At 66.9% G+C, this 20,066-nt stretch carries 10 protein-coding genes; 8 read left to right on the top strand and 2 right to left on the bottom strand.

Translation table 11 applies throughout. The annotated features are described in order from the left end of the window. Window positions 1–30: 30 nt before the first annotated feature. Entirely contained in the window at window positions 31–1,980 is a 1,950-nt protein-coding gene (locus ACTFAP_RS07885) for a glycosyltransferase family 2 protein (protein WP_500468593.1), read from the bottom strand. Window positions 1,981–2,374: 394 nt separating this feature from the next. Between ACTFAP_RS07885 and ACTFAP_RS07880 the strand changes: the two genes are divergently transcribed. The 8 genes from ACTFAP_RS07880 (at window position 2,375) to ACTFAP_RS07845 (ending at window position 18,891) form a co-directional block, all read left to right on the top strand. Next, window positions 2,375–6,652 (top strand): LamG-like jellyroll fold domain-containing protein, encoded by a 4,278-nt coding sequence (locus ACTFAP_RS07880; protein ID WP_500468592.1) that lies wholly within the window; start codon window positions 2,375–2,377, stop codon window positions 6,650–6,652. A gap of 189 nt (window positions 6,653–6,841) precedes the next feature. Beyond that, window positions 6,842–13,615: a polymorphic toxin-type HINT domain-containing protein gene (locus tag ACTFAP_RS07875; RefSeq protein WP_500468591.1), complete on the top strand. Its 6,774-nt coding sequence runs from the start codon at window positions 6,842–6,844 to the stop codon at window positions 13,613–13,615. Window positions 13,616–13,623: 8 nt separating this feature from the next. Continuing rightward, the gene (locus tag ACTFAP_RS07870) at window positions 13,624–14,094 is read left to right on the top strand and encodes a hypothetical protein (protein ID WP_500468590.1); all 471 of its coding nucleotides are present in this window, start codon (window positions 13,624–13,626) and stop codon (window positions 14,092–14,094) included. 71 nt (window positions 14,095–14,165) lie between these two features. Continuing rightward, entirely contained in the window at window positions 14,166–15,284 is a 1,119-nt protein-coding gene (gene proB, locus ACTFAP_RS07865) for a glutamate 5-kinase (RefSeq protein ID WP_500468589.1), read from the top strand. Between the two features lie 119 nt (window positions 15,285–15,403). Then, window positions 15,404–15,817, top strand: a complete 414-nt coding sequence (locus tag ACTFAP_RS07860) for a DUF8830 family protein (protein ID WP_495683996.1) — start codon at window positions 15,404–15,406, stop codon at window positions 15,815–15,817. Between the two features lie 53 nt (window positions 15,818–15,870). After that, window positions 15,871–17,145 (top strand): glutamate-5-semialdehyde dehydrogenase, encoded by a 1,275-nt coding sequence (locus ACTFAP_RS07855; protein WP_500468588.1) that lies wholly within the window; start codon window positions 15,871–15,873, stop codon window positions 17,143–17,145. Between the two features lie 50 nt (window positions 17,146–17,195). Then, window positions 17,196–17,756: an SCO2584 family spore wall biosynthesis protein gene (locus ACTFAP_RS07850; RefSeq protein WP_495683994.1), complete on the top strand. Its 561-nt coding sequence runs from the start codon at window positions 17,196–17,198 to the stop codon at window positions 17,754–17,756. A gap of 49 nt (window positions 17,757–17,805) precedes the next feature. Continuing rightward, complete coding sequence (locus ACTFAP_RS07845; RefSeq protein ID WP_500468587.1) at window positions 17,806–18,891, top strand: SCO2583 family membrane protein; 1,086 nt, start codon at window positions 17,806–17,808, stop codon at window positions 18,889–18,891. Here the strand turns inward: ACTFAP_RS07845 and ACTFAP_RS07840 are convergent. After that, window positions 18,860–20,044 carry a M48 family metallopeptidase gene (locus ACTFAP_RS07840; protein WP_500468586.1) on the bottom strand — a complete coding sequence of 395 codons (1,185 nt, stop codon included), beginning with the start codon at window positions 20,042–20,044 and terminating at the stop codon, window positions 18,860–18,862. The genes ACTFAP_RS07845 and ACTFAP_RS07840 overlap by 32 nt on opposite strands. Window positions 20,045–20,066 lie beyond the last annotated feature (22 nt).

Below are 20,066 nucleotides of genomic sequence, written 5' to 3'. Positions count from 1 at the left end.
TGGCGATCCGGGCCCCTCGCCCCTGGGTGACTACTTCCGCAGGAGACCCTTGACGAGGCTCTTGCGGCCGACCCGGAGGGTGAGCGTCTTGGTCTTGCCGGCGGGCAGCGGTTTGGCGTACCAGAACTGGAGCAGGCGGCGGCGCCACTGGGTGACGTCCAGGTCCCCGGGGACGGAGACGGAGCGGGTGGCACGGCGCGGGGTGGCACCGGGGACATCGAGCAGCCACTGGACGCGCCAGTCACCGGGGGCGGTGAGCGGGACGGCCTGCTCGAACCGGCCGGACTCCCGGTCGACGGCGACGGTGAACTCCTGCTTGCTGCCCACCGCGTTGGTGAGCCGCACCAGCAGGCGCTCGCCCCGGTCGAGGCCACGCATGGCGCCGCTGAGGAGGACACGGGAGGGATCGGCCGGGGACCAGTGAACATCGTCCGGCTCGAGATCGCGCCTGAGCCGCGAGACCGGCGCGGCGACCTTGACGCTGAGCTTGCCGTGCTGGGTGACGTAGGCACGTACCGGCCGGAGCTGGGTGCCGTCGCGCAGTGCATGGCTGATGGACGCTGCGCCGCTCGCTTCGGCCTGGCTGCCGAGCCGGGCTTCCTGCGTGTGGCCGCCGGTCCTCAGACTGACGAAGACGTCCCAGGTCCCGGTCGCAAGCGGCCGGCCGTCGGCGGCCGTGCGGAGGGGGAGACACAGCCGGTCGGTGGAGTCCAGGGCGACGTGGTGCTCCCCCGCTCCGTCGCGCTCCCGGAGGATGAGGGTCGCCTGTTGCTCCTGCGGAACGCGGTGCAACCGTACGCTGCCCTCAACCCACAGGACGGCCGATTCCTCGTCGAGTGACAGTGATCCGGCGTCCTGACGGATGCTGAGCTGAGCGGTGTAGTCGTAGACGGAGTCCGGGATGGCGACGGCGTCATCGCGGAAGTAGGGGTAGTGCGCATACGCCCTGCCGTCCTCGACGGTGACATCGAAGACCCGGTCGGCGGAGGGGACTTCATTGAAGCGGCGGACCGTGAGCAGTTCGTCGAGCATGCCGTGCTGGAGGAGATGACATTGCAGCCGCAGCATGGCGGGGAGGCCTGCGGCGAGGGCTTCGGTGTAGTAGGCATCGAAGAGGGGGCGGAGGTCGGCGAGGACTTTCTCCTGCTCGGCCCGCTCTTCGACATGGGCGATGCGCCGTAATATCCACGGCAGATCGATCTCCAGATGGCGGTGGATGAGGAGGTCGCGGCGGGGCCCGGCGGGCACCTCACTGGCGACCAGCGGCAACATGTACTGGAGCACCTCGACACGCGAGTGGAGATCCTGGATGGTCCGCGTGATGTTCCCTCCGTCGTCACGGTACGACCAGTAGACGCAGTCGTAGTCGGCGACGACCGAAATGCCCGAGGCCCGCAGATAGGCAAGCATGACAAAAGGCTGGTCCTCGCACACCCGGAGTTCGTATCCGAAGCGGATGCTGTGCTTCTCCAGCAGCTCCCGGCGGTAGAGCTTCATCGGATTCAGAGTCCAATAGGCCCTGGAGGAGAAGACGTCCGTGTTCTCCTCGTTCTTCTTGTACATGGTGGGCGATTTGCGCCCGCCGACCCCGATGGTCTTGCCGAGGACGACGTCGGTCCCGTTGGCGTCAGCCACCGCCACCATGCGCTCGAGGGCTTCCGGGCCGAGGTAGTCATCCGCGTCGAGGATGAACACGAAGCGCCCCCGGGCGATGTCCAAAGCCCTGTTGCGGGGGCGGGCGGGGCCTCCGGAGTTCTCCTGGTGAATGACTTTCAGCGTGCCGGGGTGGCTGGCCGCCAGCCGATCGAGTTCGGCACCGGTGGCGTCGGTGGAGCCGTCATCGACGGCGATGATCTCCAGCCGGTCGTGTCCGATGCTTTGTTCAAGAGCGGAGGTGACGCTTTTGGTGAGGTAGGGCATGGCGTTGTACGCAGCGATGATGACGCTGACGTCCGGTACGTGACCGGTGTGCGTGCTCATTGTGGGCCCATCAAATCGAGGATGAATAGCGTTCGCAGAACTGGCGGTGATCGGTGGAACGCTACTGGTCGCCCTCCGCCGAGGCACCCCCCCGATCGGAGATCAGCCGGCCGTGGGTGCTGGGTGGTGCCATCCGTGGCGTGCCCACTGGATCCGCCCGGGTGCTCCTTCTGCCTGCTCGGTGCCCGAGCGGGTGTGACCGGTCCGAGCCGGGCAGCCTCTATGGCTCCTGACATGCCCTCGTAAACGTGCACTTCATCACGTCATCGATTCACTCCCTTCTGTGACGCCTTCTCTCACTTGCCCCAATCGTTCACCTGTTCATATCGCACAGCGTTGCTTACGGTGATCGCCGCGTTATGTGTGTTGATAATTTGTGGTGAATGTGGGGGGAGTGCACATCGTGCGTCGAGTGCGGCGTCGTGGTGTTCGGGGTGTTGCGGCTACGGGGCTCAGCGCGGCGCTGCTCGCCGGGTTGTTGCCGGTGGTGGTGCTGACGGCCGCGCCGACGGCCTCCGCCGATTCTGCGGAGTCGGCTGGGGAGCCTTATGATCCCTCCCTGCCCGCCGAGACAGCGGAATCGCTGGCCCTGGCAGCGGCAGTTGAGACGGGTGAACGGGTAGAAGTCGAGTCGCTCCGCTCGGAGACGAGTGAGGTCTTCGCCACGCCCGAAGGTGAACTGGAGGCCTATGAGTACCTGCGCCCCGTGTGGGCGCGGGTGGACGGTGAGTGGCAGTCTGTCGACACCGATCTTGAGGTGAACTCCGACGGACTCGTGGCCCCGAAGGCAGCCACCGCTCAGATGGTGTTCTCCGGCGGCGGGGGAGACCCTCTCGTGCAGTTGGAGCGGAGCGGCCGGGAACTGGCGCTCGAATGGCCGGACGCTCTTCCCGCGCCGGAACTGATCGGTGACACAGCGATCTACCACGATGTCCTGCCCGACGTGGATCTCCATGTCCGGGCACACCCGGATGGCTTCAGCCAGCTCATCGTGGTCAACTCCGCCGAAGCCGCCGGCAGTACGTCGCTCGAACGCCTCCGGCTGGGCGTCGACTCCTCCGGCGTGGTGCTGCGACTGACCGAGGGTGGAGGCATCGAGGCCCGGGAAGCGAACGGTGACACCGCGGTGTTCGAAGCACCGCCCCCGCTCATGTGGGACTCCAGTGTGGGCGGCGGCGGCGATGCCGAGGCACGGCTCGCCCAGGTCGAGGACGAGGAAGCCGCGGTGGGACCCCCGGGAGCCGGTGAGTCGGGCAACCTCGGCCACGTGGGCACCGAGCTGACCGTGGAACGCGACGCCCTGATCCTGACCCCGGACGCCGACATTCTCCGCGGCGAGGACACCGTGTATCCGGTGTACATCGATCCGCAGTGGCACAGTCCCCGCTCGACCGCCTGGACGATGGTGTCCCGCTACTGGGCCGGCTCACCGCAGTGGAAGTTCAACGGCGACTCCAACGCCGGTATGGGCTACTGCGGCTGGGCCGCGTGCATGCCGCAGGACCTCAAGCGGCTCATGTACCGGATACCGACATCGAAGTACGCGGGGACGCAGATCCTCTCCGCCGAATTCTCCGTGCGGAATGTCCACTCGGCGTCCTGCACCGCCCAGCCGGTGGAGCTGTGGCGTACCAAGGACATAGACGCGAAGACCACGTGGAACACCCAGAACAGCAGTGGCTTCTGGATCAAGCGCCTGAAAACGGAATCGTTCTCCCACGGCCACCAGGGGTGTGCGGTGAGGGACGCCGAGTTCGATGTGAAGGCCGCTGTCCAGGAGGCAGCGGACAAGAGCTGGTCCACCATGACGTTCGGCCTGAGAGCCGAGGACGAGTCCGCCGCACTGTCGTGGAAGCGCTTCTCCGACAAGGCGCACCTCCGTGTCTCCTACAACCGGGTACCGCACCAGATCAAGCCGTCCCAGCTCGCCATGGAGTACGGAGGGGTGTGCAAGCCCTCGGGCAAGGAGGCGCACGCTCGGACCCTTGGCAAGATCTACGCGAGCAACATCACCGACCCCGACGGTGACCGCGTCGCGGTGGAGTTCCGCGCCCGCTGGGACGCCGGAGACGGCCGCGGAAACGCAGTGCGCTGGGAGTCCGGTCTCCTCTCCTCCAAGGCATCCGGCTCAGCTTTCTCCGTCAAGCTGCCGGCCAATCTCCCCCCGGACCGAGAGGTGCAGTGGTCGGCGCGCTCACACGACGGAAGGGCGTACAGTCCGTGGTCCACATCCGGGTCAAGTGGACATCACTGTCACTTCGTCTACAACACTTCGGTGCCGCAGGGCCCCGATATCAACGCGACCCTGTACCCGGAAATCGATAACGACGACCCGTTCGACCCTTGGTACAGGGGGACCGGGCAGTACGCCGACTTTCGGATTACGGCGCGGGACAACGACGTCACCCGCTACTGGTACGGGGTGAACCAGGACCCGATGTCGCGCAACGAGCTGGCCACGACCAACGGTGCACCACGTGTGGCCGCCATGGCTCCCGATCAGCCGGGGTTGCACTTCGTCACCGCGCAGGCCATCGATCGGGCCGGGAACGCATCGGAGGTCACGACCTATTTCTTCCGGGCCAACTCGGGTGCCCCGCCCAGGGCGACATGGTCGATGAACGATTCCGAAGGGGCCACTGCGGCCACGGGTACGGCCGGGGCACGCTGGGGCACGGTCCACGGGGGCACAACTCTTGGCGTCGACGGTGCGGTGGGCACGGCAGCGCGCTTCGACGGAACGAGCGGCTACGTCTCGGTCACCGGTCCGGCGACCGACACCATCCGGTCCTTCGCGGTATCGGCATGGGTGAAACTGGATCGCAAACCGAGCAGCGACGCCGTTGTGGCGTCCCAGACAGGAAGACATCGCCCCGGTTTCGAGCTGTACTACGCGGCGGAACAGGACCGATGGGCTTTCGCTCAGTACCGTGCGGACGAGCCCGGCGCTTCGGCGTCCCGTGCCCTCGCTCAGAGTGCGACCGTGCGGACCGGAGAGTGGACGCACCTCGTGGGCGCCTACGTCCCTTCAGCGAATGAGCTGAGGCTTTACGTCAACGGGCAACTCGCCGGAAGCACACCCCACACAGGGCCGTGGAGCGCTCCGTCGGACCTCCTGATCGGAGCGGGCGGCTACAGCGGTGAGGTGAGGAACTGGTTTCCCGGCGCGATAGACGAGGTTCAGGTCTTCGACCTCGGGCCTTCCGCGACCCTCGTGTCCAGGCTGTACCGGAAGGAACGTCTGCACACTCCCAATGGGCGGCCGGCCGTCGCACTCATCGATTTCGACGAGGCCGAAGGATCACGCCGCGTTTCCGCCGCATCGGACACGCTGCCCGCCACCTATCACGGTGGAGTCCAGCCCGGCGTCGCGGCCGTGCACGGAGACGGCCTGTGGCTGAACGGTACGGATGGCTACGCACGCACGAGTACAGCCATGCTGCAGACGGGACGGAACTTCGCCGTCTCCAGCTGGGTCAAGCTCGATCACCGGCCGACATCGGCAGGGGTCATCGCGACACAGGTCGGGACCTATGCACCTGGTTTCGAGCTGTACTACTCAGCCGGCTACGACCGTTGGGTCTTCAACCAGTACAGCGAGAACTCGGCCAACGGCACTCCGATCCGAGCCATGCAGCCGTCCGGTACTCAGGCCAAGGTCGGGGAGTGGGTGCATCTGGTGGGGGTCCATGACTCCTACGCCAAGACCCTGAAGCTCTACGTCGACGGAGAACTGGCCGGCACCGCCTCGCTGCCCAATGCCTGGCACGCCGACCAGCACGTCCAGATCGGCGCCGGACAACTGAATGGCCGCAACCGGACCTTCTTCCCCGGTGTGATCGACGACGTGCGCCTGTACGACCGCATCCTCACCGATTACGAGGTGCGCCAGATCTACCACCAGGCGCCGGTGGTCCAGGCGCGCTGGCAGTTCGCCGAGATGAACCAGAACCCCGTCAGCACTCCCGACTCCTCGGACTTCGGCCATGATCTCTATCTGTGGGGCGGAGCGGGCCTCAGCCCGGGGTTCGTCGACAGCACCTCCATGTACGTCGACGGCTGGGGTGGCTACGCCTACTCCGCGGGGGTGCCGATCGACACGTCGATCAGCTTCACGGCGACCGGATTCGTCCGTGCCGCGGCTCCCCCCAGCAGCCCCGCGTCCTTCATGAGCGTCGCAGGAGGGCATCAGAGCGCCTTCGCGGTGCACTTCGTACCCGACGCGGAGAGTGGCGAAGGCTGGGGGCGTTGGGAGGCGACACTCGCCGACGCGGACAACACGAATGCGACCATTTCCCGGTTCGGCCATCAACGGCTGTACGACGTACGCGAATGGCACCACATCGCCTTCGTCTACGACGGCTTGACCGCCCAAGCTCGCCTGTACATCAATGGCGAGTTGGAAGAGATCACCTGCCTCGATGAAGAAGCCGACAACTGCACGCCCGGCCTGTCGTGGGCGGAGAACGTGCACCCCTTCCAGGCACAGAGCAATCTCCATCTCGGGCGATCTCTCAGCGGTGGAGTGTGGAACCAGCCGTCATGGCCCGGAGCGATGGATGACGTCTGGGTGATCCAGGGCGTCCTTGAGCAGGAGCAGATCCGCCAGCTGAGTCTCGGCAAACCGGACATGCCAACAGCCGTTCCACCGCCGACCGAGCAAGCGGAGTAGGGCCCGCCCGAAGGTGGTGAGCGGTGGTCCCCATGGGACCGCGGCTCACCACCCCAGGCGTGCGTTTCGACAGACTTCCTGATCATTCCGGGCCCTCACCGATGGGTGGGCTGGGCCTGTCTCCGAGGGGAACAGCAGATGAAGGCCCCAGCCAGACCCCGCCGTGTGCGGACCGCGATGAGACAGCGAGTGTCCTTGGGCATCGCCATGCTCATGGTGGGTTCGCTCCTCCAGGCGATCACCGCTCCCACCGCCTCGGCGGACGACTTCCCTGACATAGAAATCCCGGAGGAGCATCCGGTCGAGGGGGTCGACGGGCTTCCGGTCACACCGCGGCCCGACTCCCACACCGACTACACCCCTCCGGAGCTGCCCGACGTCGTATGGCCGGAGACGGGCATCGCGGAGATCCCGCTGCCCGGATCCGGAGCGGTACCGCTGCGCCTCGACCGGCGCGCACCGGTCAACCTGCTCCCGCCGGCCGGGACCACGGCGCTTCCCGCGCAGGGGGTCGGAGGCCGGGCCAACGCGGAGGTCGAGTTCTTCGACCCGGAGCACGCGGAGGCTGCCGGGCTGGCGGGTCTGCTGTTCAGCATCGAACTCCCCGAGAGCTCCGGGGCCGTGCCGCTGCGGCAGTCCGAGGAGAGTGTGGGGGTTGAACTGGACTACTCCGGGTTCGCCCACGCCTTCGGCGGCGGGTTCGGTTCCCGTCTGACGCTGGTCGAACTCCCCGAGTGTGTGGTGGAGACCCCGGAAGTCTCCGCATGCGCGCAGCTGAGTCCTCTCCCGGCGCAGAACGACACCGAGCGGCAGGTCCTCACGCTCCCCGAGACCGCTCTCGGTCACGGATCCGGTCCGTCCGTCTTCGCGGTCGTGGCCCAGGAGGAAGGCGACAAGGGCGACTACAAGGCCACCGATCTGTCCGCCTCGGCGACGTGGGACGTCGGGCTGAACACCGGTGACTTCAGCTGGTCGTACGGCATGGACGTACCCGATGTCCCCGGCGGTCTCGCCCCCGAGATCGGGCTCTCGTACTCCGCCGGCGGCATCGACGGGCGCACCGGCGGTACCAACAACCAGGGCTCCTGGGTGGGAGACGGCTTCGACCTCTGGCCCGGTTACATCGAACGGCGCTACAAGCCGTGTGCCGAGGAGGGGGTGAAGGACTCCAACGGCAACCACATCGGTGATCTGTGCTGGGACCACGAGAATGCGTTCATCTCGGTCAACGGAGCGGCCGGGGAGCTGGTTCCGGACGGTAACAACACCTGGAAGCTTCAGCAGGACGACGGCACCAGGATCGAGAAGCTGACCGGCACCGGTCGCGCGAACGGCGCCCGCAACGACGAGCACTGGCGGATGACCACTCCGGACGGAACCCAGTACTACTTCGGGTACCACCGCCTTCCCGGCTGGACCAGCGGCGCGACGGCCACCAACTCGACGTGGACCGTCCCGGTGTACGGGAACGACTCGGGCGACCCGTGTCATGCCTCGGCGATGAAGGACTCCTGGTGCCAGCAGGCGTGGCGCTGGAATCTCGACTACGTGGTCGACGTGCGGGGCAACGCCATCGCGTACTACTACAACAAGGAGGAGAACTCCTACGGCCGGTTCCTCACGGCCAAGGACAACACCCGTTACACCCGCGGCGGCAGCCTGGACCGCATCGAGTACGGTCTCTCCTCCGACAACCTGTACGGCACCGCCCTCGCCAAGGTCGACTTCACCAACGGGGACCGGTGCCTGCCCGGTGGCGGGGCGAACTGCTCCAGCATCGGCACGTATCCCCAGTACTGGTACGACACCCCGTGGGATCTCAACTGCGGCGCCAGCGCGGATTGTGACAAGGGGCGTCTCTCCCCGACGTTCTGGACCACGAAGCGCCTCACCGAGGTGACCACGCAGGTGCGCGTCGGGACGGGCTACCAGAAGGTCGACTCCTGGAAGCTCAACCACCGGTGGGGGACGGCCGATGTGGACTACCAGCTGCTGCTGGCCGACATCCGGCACACCGGACACACCGCCGCCGCGCCCAGCACCCTGCCGCCGGTGACCTTCGGCTATACCCAGCTCACCAACCGGCTGGACGCGACCGGGGACGGCTTCGCGCCCTTCATCAAGGCACGGCTGTCCTCCATCGCGGACGAATCCGGTGGGCAGATCGACGTCACGTACTCGGCGCCGGCCTGCGTCAGGGGCTCCCTGCCCACACCGGAGACGAACACCACGCGGTGTTTCCCGCAGTATCTGAGCAACGGGCCGGACATCGCCCCGGATCTGGAGTGGTTCAACAAGTACGTGGTCACCGCCGTTTCGGCCACCGACCGGACGGGTGGTGCGGACGACCAGCTGACGCGGTACGACTACCGCGGTGGCGCGGCGTGGCACTACGACGACGACAACGGCATGGTGCCCGAGAAGGAGAAGACCTGGTCCCAGTGGCGCGGCTACGGCCACGTCCGGGTGCAGAGCGGTGGCCAGAGCGGCATGCTCAGCCAGTCCGACTCGTACTTCCTGCGCGGTATGCACGGCGACCGGCGCACGCGGTCCGGTGGGACGAAGACGGTCACGGTGACGCTCGACTCCGGAGAGGGCGACCCGATCACGGACCACGCCCCGCTGGCCGGTTTCCTCTACAAGTCGGTCGACTTCGACGCGCCCGGTGGCAAGGTCCTGGAGAAGACGGTCGCCCGCCCGTGGCACCACGAGACGGCGAAGGACGTCCGCGACTGGGGCACGATCACCGCGAACTTCAGTGGTGCCGCTCACAGCAAGTCCTGGACATCGTTGGACGCGGGGGCTGGCAGCAGTTGGCGCACCACGGAGGTGTACCAGTCGTACGACACGGTTGCCGGCCGGGTCATCCAGACCGATGACCGAGGGGACACGGCTGCCACTGCGGACGATCAGTGCACAAGAGTCACGTACACCGACAACACGGCGAAGAACATTCTCTCCGTCCCGTCTCGGGTCGAGACGGTGGCAGTCCGATGCTCGACCACGCCGGACCGTTCGGCGGATGTGATCTCCGACAAGCGCTATGCGTACGACGACGGGAGCTATGGCGCAACTCCCACGCGGGGGGAAGTTACCCGAAGTGCGGTTCTGAAGGAGCACGACGGCACAACAGGAACTTATCTGGAGTCTGCAAGGACGTATGACAACTACGGTCGAGTTCTTTCTCTTACTGACCTCTCCGCCGATGTGCTGGTCACAGGATCGGACATCACCCGTCGAGTCCGTACGGACGGGCGGACTAACAGCACCGCGTTCAGTCCGGCGACAGGTTTCCCTTCCCGGATGACGCAGACCACTCCGCCGGCGACAGTGGGAGACGCCTCGACCGCTCAGCGCACGATCACGGAAGTGGAGCCGCTGCGCGGCGTGCCGGTGAAGCTGACCGATACCAACGGCAAAGTAACGCAGTTGGCATATGACGCTTTCGGTCGCTCAACCAAGGTGTGGCTTCCCGACCGTGCATCCTCGGCCACACCGAACTACGAGTTCACGTACAGGTTCGCCGAGAACCAGCCTGTCGTGGTGGGAACGAAAACACTGGGTAATCGGGGAGTTCAGGACACTTCCTACGTTCTTTACGACGGCTTCCTGCGGGAACGGCAGACCCAGGCACCCGGTCCGCAGGGCGGCCGGTTGCTGACGGACACGTTCTACGACGAGCGCGGCTTGGTGTCGAAGTCCTTCGCTCCCTACTTCAACGACAGGGCACCAGCGCAGAGCTTCTTCCTGCCAGGTCAGGATGCCTCGGGGGTCGAGACCCAGTTCCGCTATCGCTACGACGGGCTGGGCCGTGAGACCGAGAACCGGATGATGGCTGGGGACGGCGACGGCGGCAGCGTGCTCGCCGTCACCCAGACGTCCTATCGGGGCGATCGCACGACGGTCATTCCACCGGAGGGCGCGACGGCAACGACCACGCTCACCGATGCCCGCGGGCAGCTCACCGAGTTGCGCCAGCACCACCAGCGTTCGGCGGGTGCAGCCTTCGACAGCACGCACTACGCGTTCACTCCACGCGGCGAACTGGCGAAGGTGACCGACCCGGCCGGGAACGAGTGGACGTACACGTACGACCAACTGGGCCGGCGCGTTTCCACCACCGACCCGGACGCGGGCACGACGGTGTCCGTCTTCGACGACCGCGACCTGCTGACCCATCGCACCGACGCCCGTGATGTGACCCTGGCCTACGAGTACGACGGTCTGGGTCGCAAGATCCGGCTGCGGGAGACCGACCTCCAGGGCCCGGTGCGTGCGGAGTGGGAGTACGACACGCTCCCCAATGCGCAGGGGCTCCTGGCCTCGTCCACCCGGTATGAGGAGGACAGCGCTTACACGAACCGGGTCCTCGAGGTCGACGCCCTGTATCGGCCGGTGCGTACCGAGGTCGAGATCCCCGAGAGCGAAGGCGCACTCGCGGGACGCTACGAGTCGGGCACGACGTACGCGGAATCCGGAAAGCCGGAACAGATCCGTTACCCGGCGGCGGGCCGCCTGCCGGCCCTCACTCTTCAGCCGACGTATGAGGACGGAACGCTCCGGCTGACCCATCTGCGGACGCCGCAGCGGTTGCATGTCGCAACGACATACATGAATACGGGTAAGCCCTCTGTCTTCACCCTCCGGGCGAACGAGTTCGCGGATGAGTCGGTCAGGGTCGGAAACAGGTACGAGCACGGAACACAGCGACTCCAATCCGTGCAGGCTTTGGCATTTAATGTTCCCGGCAATCAGCTGATGGAGGAATACCAGTACGACCAGGCGGGCAATGTCCTGTCTCTCTCCAGTAGGACGGCCACCGGTGCAGAGGTCCAGTGCTTCCAGTACGACTACCTCCGAAGGTTGACCGAGGCATGGACGCAGGGCACGAACACGGTTTGCGCGGGGAACCCGACGGCAAACCTGCTGGCCGGTCCGGCCCCTTACTGGCACTCCTACACGTATGACAAGACGGGCAACCGCCTCACGGAAACCCGCCATGAGCAGAGTGTTGAGCGCACCTACCACTACCCGGAGGCGGGTGAACCCCAGTCGCACGGGGTGACCTCCGTCGTCCAAGAGGCTCCGGGTATCCGATCGCTGGAGGAGTACGCCTACGACGAGGCCGGCAACACGATCTCCCGGCAGATCGGCGGCGACACCCAGGAACTGACCTGGAGCGCCGAAGGCGGCCTGGAGAAGGTCGAGGAGGCCGATGGCGCGGTCACGGACTACCTCTACGACGCGGACGGCCAGCGCCTGATCGGACGCACCCCGACGGAAACGACGCTTTACCTCGGGCACACGGAGGTCACCGTCGCCAAGGGCTCGGCGACCGCCCGAGGCACCCGCTACGTGGATGCCGGCGGCGGCCACATGGTCATCTTCGAGGACAACGGCGACATCTCCTTCAGCCTCGCCGACCACCATGGCACGGGCCGAGTGTCGGTGGACGGCTACACGATGGAGGTCAACCACCGCCGTACACTCCCCTTCGGCGGGGACCGAGGCGCGGCACCCGCGTACTGGCCCGGAACGCGGGGCTTCGTCGGCGGCACGAAGGACACGTCCACCGGGCTGACTCATTTGGGAGCCCGGGAATACGACCCGAATCTGGGCCGCTTCATTTCCCTCGATCCCGTTATGGACCTGACTGACCCTCAGCAGATTCATGGATATACCTACGGAAACAACAGCCCCCTCGTATTCAGCGACCCCACCGGCCTGTTCTTCGGGGGAATCGGTGGCCTCGGCTCCATCATCGGAAAGGCCGTTTCACGCGCGGTCAAGGTGGCATCGAATTACCTGAAGGCAGGTCCACGATCCCAGCGAACGGCCATTTCGAGAAACACAAGCGGAGGATCAGGATCCCGGGCAACCTCCGCGAGTTTCCGATCGACCGGAGGCCCCACCGGAATGGGGCCGGGCGGCCCCCTCGAACGGGCATTCGGCGCGGTCAAGAAAATGAACGACGTTATGATCGACTCCTTCGAAACGGCCGGCCGAGAAGGGGTGAATTTCTTTGTGCCCGATATTGAGGGCGCCATGCGCTGTATAAAAGATCCCGCAATCAATTGGGATTGCGCGGGGCTGGCGGCGGATATCTTCCCAGCTGGGAAGCTCTTCGAGGGTGCAGTGGGAATCTTCAAGTGGGCTACCAGGAAATCTGACGACGTTGCCGACGGCGCCCGTTCGGCAACCCGCTGCAACAGCTTCATCCCGGGAACCCATGTCCTGATGGCCGATGGTTCCACGAAGCCCATAGAAGATGTCGAGGTGGGCGACGAGGTTCTGGCAACCGACCCAGAAACTGGGGAAACTTCCGCTCGGGCCGTCACTGCAGAGCTGAACAACGCCGGCTACAAGAACCTGGTCACCCTCTCCATCTCACCAGAAGAAGGAAATGAACAGGGATCCATCCTGGTCGCAACGGAAGGGCACCCCTTCTGGGACGCGAACCTTGGCGCGTGGGTAGAGGCCGGGGAGCTGGAGACTGGCACGTTGCTCTTGACAAGCTCAGGAGAACGGGCTCAGGTGGTCGAGGTGCGCAAAGAGAGGGCGGTAGCAAGCGTCTTCAACCTCACTGTCGAAGGCGTGCACACTTACTACGTGCAATCGGGAAGCATTTCAGTTCTCGCGCACAACGCAAACTGTTTTATTGGAAGTCGACAGTTCGATCACGCTTGGGATCAGCACTCATATGGAGGTGCATACCATCAGGAAGGCAATATGGGAAATGTGCTTGCTGAGAATATCAACAAAGAGCAGTTCGGGTCGATGGTGAATCAGGCGATAGAAAAGGGAGAGGTTGTCAAGAGGTCTACGGCAGACGCGCGCGGCGGTCATTATATTGACTACGACTTCGGGGATGTGGAAGTCGGTGCGATGGGGCAAAATGGAATGAGGATCGCAGTTGACGGAGAAGGGAATTTCGTAACCGCGATGCCGAGATTTATATACTAGGTGGACGAGTGTTTTCTTTCGAATTCTTCCCGCGCGGCGAAGACTTGTCATGGCAGCCTGAGGGAAAGCTGGATTCATGCTTTCAAGAAATGGGTGCCGACGATTTCACGTTCTATTACTTTAAATCCGATGTTCTGATCAATGACGGGCTGAACGAGATTCCGCTAATGACTCCTGGTCTGCCGGTTGTAGATTTTGTTCTGATGCTCGTCCAGTTGCGCCGTGAGACGATTTCATCAGGTCTATCGACGGTGGAGTCGTCCCAGAGTCAGGACTCGATCACAGCGATGAAAGTTGGTGACTTTGTGGAAATTTCATACAGTTTCTCTGGAGTGATTTCAAGAATTGGATTGGAGGAATTTAAAGAGATTCCAAGTTGCGCTTTCAGGCCGGCGATGCGATTGATTTGTTCGGTTCATCCCGCACTCAAGGAAAATGAATATTTGGCCAATCTCGGTCGTGTTATTCTCCAAAATTAGCTCAAGCTCCGCCTGGTCGTGGCATAGGTTGGGAGAGCAAAGCTGGAGCTAGTCGGTGAGGGTGTACGTCGGTGGGTGTGGTGCGGCAGGGGGTTGCTGGGGCCCGGCGGGTCGTGGTCAAGGTGGGGTCGTCGTCGCTCACGACGGCGGCCGGAGGGCTCGACGCCGATCGGGTGGACGCGCTCGTCGATGTGCTGGTGAAGCAGGAGGACCGGCAGATCGTGCTGGTGTCCTCCGGCGCCATCGCCGCCGGGCTCGCGCCGCTGGGGTTCGCGCGGCGGCCCTCCGATCTGGCGCGGCAGCAGGCCGCCGCCAGTGTCGGGCAGGGGCTGCTGCTCGCCCGGTACACCGCCTCCTTCGCCCGGTACGGGCGGCGCGTCGGGCAGGTGCTGCTCACCTCCGACGACACCAGCCGGCGCGCCCACTACCGCAACGCCTACCGGACGCTCGACCAGCTTCTGGAGCTGGGCGCGGTCCCGGTGGTCAATGAGAACGACACCGTGGCCACCGACGAGATCCGGTTCGGTGACAACGACCGGCTGGCCGCCCTGGTCGCCCACCTGGTGCGGGCCGACCTGCTCGTGCTGCTCTCCGATGTGGACGGGCTCTACGACGGCGACCCCCGCAAGCCCGGGACCCGGCGGATCGAGGAGGTCGCAGGCTCCGAGGATCTCGTGGGCGTCGAGATCGGGAAGGCCGGGAAGTCCGGGGTGGGCACCGGCGGGATGGTCACCAAGGTCGAGGCCGCCTCCATCGCCACCGAGGCCGGGATTCCGGTGGTGCTGACCTCCGCCGGCCACGCCGGGGAAGCACTGGCCGGGGGGCCCACCGGGACCTACTTCCACGCCACCGGGCGGCGCTCCGCCGGCCGGCTGCTGTGGCTGGCGCACGCCTCCGTGCCCCGGGGCGCCGTCGTCCTGGACGACGGAGCGGTGCGCGCCGTCACCGAGCGGGGCAGTTCGCTGCTGCCCGCCGGGATCACCGCGGTCGAAGGGGAGTTCACGGCGGGCGAACCGATCGAACTGCGGGACGGCGCCGGGCAGGCCGTCGCGCGCGGGCTGGTCAACTTCGACGCCCGCGAGATTCCCCAGCTCATCGGCCGGTCCACCTACGAGCTGGCCCGTGAATTGGGCCCCGCCTACGAAAGAGAGGTCGTCCATCGCGATGACCTTGTGCTGATGCGGGCATAAGCCTTTCCGGCAAGGATCCAGGAAATGGCCCCACGGCCGCGCATGAGCTGGTCAACTTTGAGACGCGGTCCTTGCGCGTCGGACCGGCGTCATGTCAGTACCACGTCAGGAGGCTGCCGGTGAGACGACTGGCCAGCGTCGGAGAGCAGCGCCAGCAAGCCGCCACCCGCACCATCGCGGGAGAGCGGGAGGCGGCCCGGCTGTGGCACATCACGCTCAGCGTCGCCGGGAGCGCGGTCGCGCTGAGCGAGGTGCGCCGGGGGCTCGAACGGCTGGCGCATGATCACCCGTTCCTGCTCACCAGTCGCTACGCCTGCGATCACGCGGAGATCCGGTACTGGGAGGAGGCCCGTGATCTGCACGACGCCGCCGCCGTGGCGCTGCGGTTGTGGGGCGAGCACCGCCGTACCGCGCAGCTGCCGGCGTGGGAGATCGTCGGGCTCGAGGTGATCGGGCGGGAGACGTACCACCAGCGCGTCGCCGAGGGCAGCGGGCCGCCACGGGCCGTCCCGGTCGGGGTGCATCCCTTCTGACCGCACTGTGGACGGCGGGCGGGAGTCGGTGAGCGCGCGGTTACGCTGGTCCTATGAGCAGCGTCGTGGATTCTCCAGTCATCGCCACCGCCCGGCGGGCCCGGGAGGCCGCCGCCGAGCTGGCCCCGCTGCCGCGTGCCGTGCGCGACGCGGCGCTGCTGGCCGTGGCGGACGCCCTGGAGGTGCGGGCCGATGAGATCGTCACCGCCAACCGCGTGGATGTCGAGCGGGCCCGGGAGGCCGGTACGCCGGCCGGCATCGTCGACCGGCTGACGCTGACCCCGCAGCGGGTGGCCGCCATCGCCTCCGACGTACGCGACGTGGTGGCGCTGCCCGATCCGGTCGGGGAGGTCGTGCGCGGTTCGACCCTGCCGAACGGCCTGGAGCTGCGCCAGGTGCGCGTTCCGCTCGGGGTGGTCGGGATCATCTACGAGGCCCGGCCCAATGTGACCGTGGACGCCGCCGCCCTGTGTCTGAAGTCGGGGAACGCCGTGCTGCTGCGGGGTTCCTCCTCCGCCTACGCGTCGAACACGGCCATCGTGGCCGTGCTGCGCGACGCCGTCGCCTCGGCGGGGGTGCCCGCCGACGCCGTCCAGCTCGTGCCGGGCGAGAGCCGCGACTCCGTACGGGAGCTCATGACCGCCCGCGGCCTGGTCGACGTGCTCATCCCGCGCGGCGGTGCCTCGCTGATCAGGACCGTGGTGAACGAGTCGACCGTGCCCGTCATCGAGACGGGCGTCGGTAACTGCCACGTGTATGTGGACGAGAGCGCCGATCTGGAGACGGCGGTCAAGATCCTGGTGAATTCCAAGGCGCAGCGGCCCTCGGTGTGCAATTCCGCCGAGACGGTGCTCGTGCACGCCGCGATCGCGGACCGTTTCCTGCCCTTGGCCCTGGAGGCGCTGACCGGGGCCGGGGTCACCGTGCACGGCGACGAGCGGTGGCGCAAGACCGGTGAGCAAGCCGGCGTCGACGTGCTGGAGGCGGGCGACGAGGACTGGGCGGACGAGTATCTGAGCCTGGACATCGCCGCCGCCGTCGTCGAGGACCTGGACGCGGCCGTGGCACACATCCGGCGCTGGACCAGCGGCCACACCGAGGCGATCGTCGCGCGGGACGCCGGTGCCATCCGCCGGTTCACGGCCCGGATGGATTCGGCGGCCGTCATGGTCAACGCGTCGACGCGGTTCACGGATGGCGGACAGTTCGGCTTCGGCGCCGAGATCGGGATCTCCACCCAGAAACTGCACTCCAGGGGCCCGATGGGGCTGCCCGAGCTGACCTCGACCACCTATGTCGTCACCGGGGACGGTCACACCCGCGAGTGAATTCACTGCGACCCTCCCCCCACGCCGCCAATCCGCCTACGCTGGGACGCGTGCCGGATGACGTGGGGGGCCTGCCGTTCCCGGACGGAGACAGGCCAGACAGCCAGGAACGCCGCACCGCCGATGAGGTCTTCGCCTCGGTGGTGCTCGACGACGATTTTGTCCAAGCCGCCGAGATCCATGAACCGACCGCCGCCGAGCGGATTCTGTACGCCGCTCTGGAACGCGCCGAGTCGGAGGCCGCCGAGGCCCAGGGCCTGTACGGCGAACACGACGATGACGAGGGGCGCTTCGACCGCTCCGACTATCTGCGCTATCTCCCGCCCGAGGAGGAGGACGAGGACGAGGACGAGGCCCTCGGCACCGACTACTCCGTGCCGCCGCCCGCCCCAGGCCCCGCCATCGCCGGCCCCGCGCAGAGCGGTCCGCCGCCCGCCTGGCGTCCGCTGCGCTGGCAGCGGCCGGTGGCCTGCGTACTCGCCGTGGTGATGGGGATCAGTGTGATCGCCTTCGCCCTCATAGCCGTTCAGCGTTCCGGCGGTGCGGGTGAGCACGGGCAGGACCGTCCGCCCCCGGCCACCGAGCACGACGAGCCCGACAACGGGATGTAAGGCGCGATCGGGGGTGCCGGGGCTCTGCCGGTGACCGTACTCTGGTCGGGTGGCCGGGAGTTCGGACCCCGGGGGTGTCCCGGGCAGTGGGGACGAGGAGTACGCGTCGACCGTCTTCGACGAGTCGTTCGTCAATGCGGCACGTCTCCAGGAGTTTTCGGCGCAGGAGCGGCTGCAGGACCACAGCACGGCGGTCCGCGATCGCACGCCGCACCGTACGGTGCCCCGGCAGGGGCTGGCGCTCGGCGTGATCATCCTGCTGGCGTTCGCCGCGGCCGTGTACCTGGGCAACAACAACCCGTACGGCGAGGACGGCGGGCACGCCGTTCAGCCGCCGCTGACCACCCTGGTGCCGCTGGCACCCGCCGGGGTGGTGCCGGGCGCGGCGGAGCCGGCGGAGCTGTTCGAGGCCAGTCCGGCGCAGGGGTTCGGCTCCGGTGCGGCCGGGGTGCTGCTGCCCGACGCGCGGGCGACCGCGCACTTCTCGCGCGATCAGGTGTTCACCGCGCTCACGCTGGCCAAGGAGTACATCGTGGCCAGCGCTCTCACCCAGGACGTGCTGACCGGGGTCTCGGCCGTGCCGGTACGCGAGTTGCTGGATCCGCAGCAGCGGCGGCAGCTGGACCGGGCGGTGAGCGGCGGGATCGCCGCGGCGCCGCTGACCGCGTGGCTGGTGAGCTTCGATCCGCTGGAGGTGGAACTCGCCGATCCGCAGGTGCGGATCGAGGGCACGTTCGCCTTCACCGAGATCGCCGACGACATGCTCCAGGTGACCGCGCGCCATGTCGCCGTGTACGCGGTACGGGAGGCCGGTGCGGCGCCGCGCGAACCCGGGGAGGAGCCGGGGGAGACGACGCTGTTCACGGTGCGGCGCGAGGTGGTCATGCTGTTCGCCGAGGAGGGGCTTCAGGAGCGGACCGTCATCCTGCGCCAGACGGATCTGCTGGCCGGCCCGATGGACTGCGGGGTGGACCCGGACGGCCCGCTGCGGCCGTTGCTGGCGGGGGAGCGGGCCGGGGACTCGCGGCCGGCCGGCACCGATCCTTACACCACCGATGCCGACCACATTCCGCTGTGCGGGGCGCTGGACGCCAAGGCATTGCCTAACCCGGACTCTGCGGCCCGGGATCTTTAGGGCCCCCTGCGGTGCCGCCCCCCGCGGTGCCGCCGCCACCGTTGCTGCCGCGGCCGGTGGCGAAGTCGCGGAGCCTGCCGCCCAGATCGCTGGCCCCGCCCGCCACGTCCGAGACCAGCTTCATGAGCGGGTCCTTGCTGGACTTGACCGACTGGGCGTAGTGGCCCGCCGATTCCCGGATGGAGCCGCTGACGGACGCGTCGGCATCCGTGTCGCGGCGCGGGTAGTGCCCGTCCATGATCCGCTGGTAGTCGCGGGTGGCCGCCCACCGGTGCAGCTCGGCGGCCCGGACGGCGGCGAAGGGGTGGGTGCGCGGCAGCACGTTGAGGATCTTGAGCACCGAGTCGCGCAGATCGCCGCCCGCCTCGTACTCCTTGGCCTGTTCGAGGAAGGCGTCGACGTTCATGTGGTGCAGGTGGTTGCCGCCGGCCAGCTTCATCAGGCCGCGCAGCGAGGCCTGCGGGTCCTGGCCGACGAGCAGTCCGGCGCGGTCGGCGGAGAGTTCGGACTTGCGGAACCATTCGCGCAGCGCCGTGATGATGCCCATGATCGCGATGTTGCCGAGCGGGATCCACGCCACCCGGACGGCGATGCTGGTGAGGAAGAGCAGGATGGTGCGGTAGACGGCGTGCCCGGACAGGGCGTGGCCCACCTCGTGGCCGATGACGGCACGCATCTCGTCCTCGTCGAGGAGTTCGACGAGCCCGGTGGTGAGCACGATGATGGGCTGCTGGAGGCCGATGCACATGGCGTTCGGCTTGGGGTCCTGGGTGACGTACATCGGCGGGACCGTTTCCAGGTCCAGGATGTCGCAGGCCTCCAGGAGGAGTTGGTGCAGGTGTGCGAACTGCCGCTCGTCGACGCGGACCGAGTCGGACAGGAACATCAGGCGCAGGCTGCGCTCGGGGAGCATGCCGCTCAGCGCTTTGAAGACCGTGTCGAAGCCGGTCAGTTTGCGCAGCGCGACCAGGGCCGAGCGGTCGGCGGGGTGTTCGTAGGCGCGGGACGATATGCCGGGGAAGCGGCGGCGGTTGCGGCCGGGGAGCCGCTCGCGGTTGAGGGCCGCGGGGTCGGGCGTCGCCGCCCCGTGACCGTCGCCGCCGTCACTCCCCTGACCGTCGTTCCCGTTGTTCGAGCCGGTGTCGTCGCTCATCGGGCCCCCTTGTGAAGTCTGT

The sequence above is a fragment of the Streptomyces sp. PH9007 genome (genome assembly GCF_059813725.1).
This window is presented reverse-complemented; position numbering and strand designations above follow the sequence as displayed.

Excerpts from the sequence above, each read along its gene's own strand:
- ACTFAP_RS07840 (WP_500468586.1), bottom strand. The coding sequence starts at position 20,044 with ATGAGCGACGACACCGGCTCGAACAACGGGAACGACGGTCAGGGGAGT.
- ACTFAP_RS07855 (WP_500468588.1), top strand. The coding sequence starts at position 15,871 with ATGAGCAGCGTCGTGGATTCTCCAGTCATCGCCACCGCCCGGCGGGCC.
- ACTFAP_RS07885 (WP_500468593.1), bottom strand. The coding sequence starts at position 1,980 with ATGAGCACGCACACCGGTCACGTACCGGACGTCAGCGTCATCATCGCT.